Origin of the sequence: Bradyrhizobium sp. JR4.1 (assembly GCF_040548605.1) — a bacterium.
Taxonomy (GTDB): Bacteria; Pseudomonadota; Alphaproteobacteria; order Rhizobiales; family Xanthobacteraceae; genus Bradyrhizobium; species Bradyrhizobium canariense.
Map to the genome: position 1 here is coordinate 1 of NZ_JBEPRY010000080.1, position 1,369 is coordinate 1,369.

A 1,369-nucleotide genomic window follows, 5' to 3' on the forward strand; every position below is an offset into this window, starting at 1 on the left:
TAGTCGTCCGTTCTTTAATCGCGGGCACGGTGTCAACCCCGATAGACAAAAATGATCCGCTGCCGGGTTCATGGTTCTTTCCGCGGTCGTCTCTATGCAGGAGCGCCGCATGATGGCGTTCAAAAGGCGTGGCATCTCGATGTGAAGAGCGCGGTGCGTAAAGCCCGCAGGGACGACTTCGAGATTGCCCACACCTTCGTCCCGGCAGGGACGCTTGTTCCGCCGAAGGCGGATCCGGGTTGGTTTAAGACTGGTTCATGCGGTGCGCATCTCTGCCTGGAATTCGGTGCCGTCGGTCCAGATAGCATGGAGGATGACAGCCATTTTGCGAGCCACGGCAACCTTGGCCTTTTTGGCGCCGATGCGTTTGGCCAGCTTGCTGCCCCAGCGCTTGAGCGCAGATCCTCGCCTGACAACGGTCAGCAGGACGTTCGCGGCCTCGAACAGATAAGTTCGCATCTGGTGGTTGCCGCGCTTGGAGATGCGGCCAGTACGATCCATCTCGCCGGATTGATAACGTCTTGGTGTCAGGCCTAGATAGGCACCCACGTCGGCGGAATGTCTGAAGCGAGTGGGGTTGTCGATGGTTACGACGAAGGACAGGGCAGTCAGGGGACCGATACCGGGAACGGTCATCATTCGCCGAACAGTTTGGTCGCCTTTTGCCACTGCCAGGAGCTGTCGATCGAACCTCTCAATTTGCTCGGTCCAAACAGGACTGGGCAAGGACCAGCGGTGCGAAAATATCTTGTAAATCCGGCGCTTCAGCAAGCACGGCGTCGACTTTGCGAGCCAAGTTCGTCGAGCCGGCCTTGCCGAGCACTATTCCCAACCCCTTGCACAGACCTCGCATTTGGTTGTCAATATCTCGCCGCAGATTCACCAGCTTGGTTCGAGCCGCCAGCATCGAACGGGTTTTCCAGCTCTCCGCCCCCTTCACGGCAGCTTCCCGATACCATCCCATGCGGGCCATTTCGGCCAACCCCTTGGCGTCGTTGTGGTCCGACTTGTTGATGCGCATCGATAACGCTGCGTTGGCATGACGCGCATCAAGGCAAATGACCGGAAAGCCCAGCGCCTTGAGTTGGTGCCAAAGCCAGTTCGATAGCGAGCCTGTTTCAAAAACGATCCGCTCAGCATTGTCGGCATGACGTCGCAAGAGTTTAGCGATGGCCTCTGGATTGGTGGGCACGCAACCTTCGAATGTCACGCTGCCGGTCTGGTCCAAAACGCAAATGCTGGTTTCTTCCATAGAGATGTCCAGACCTACGTACTGCTTCATAGCGCTGCTCCCTTTCGATAATCCGCTAAGGCCGATCCTAACAACCCTCGTGTCCTCAAGAAGACGTCAGCCGCGATTACGCCATGT

Annotated in this window: 2 protein-coding genes; both read right to left on the reverse strand. The window is 57.4% G+C overall.

The annotated features are described in order from the left end of the window. Positions 1-255: 255 nt before the first annotated feature. Positions 256-669, reverse strand: coding sequence for a transposase (locus ABIB90_RS41590; RefSeq protein WP_354202981.1), 414 nt, complete (start codon positions 667-669; stop codon positions 256-258). Positions 670-694: 25 nt separating this feature from the next. Further along, complete coding sequence (locus ABIB90_RS41595) at positions 695-1,282, reverse strand: IS110 family transposase (RefSeq protein ID WP_354202982.1); 588 nt, start codon at positions 1,280-1,282, stop codon at positions 695-697. Positions 1,283-1,369 lie beyond the last annotated feature (87 nt).

Coding starts and splice junctions, on each gene's coding strand:
- ABIB90_RS41595 (WP_354202982.1), bottom strand. CDS start 1,282: ATGAAGCAGTACGTAGGTCTGGACATCTCTATGGAAGAAACCAGCATT.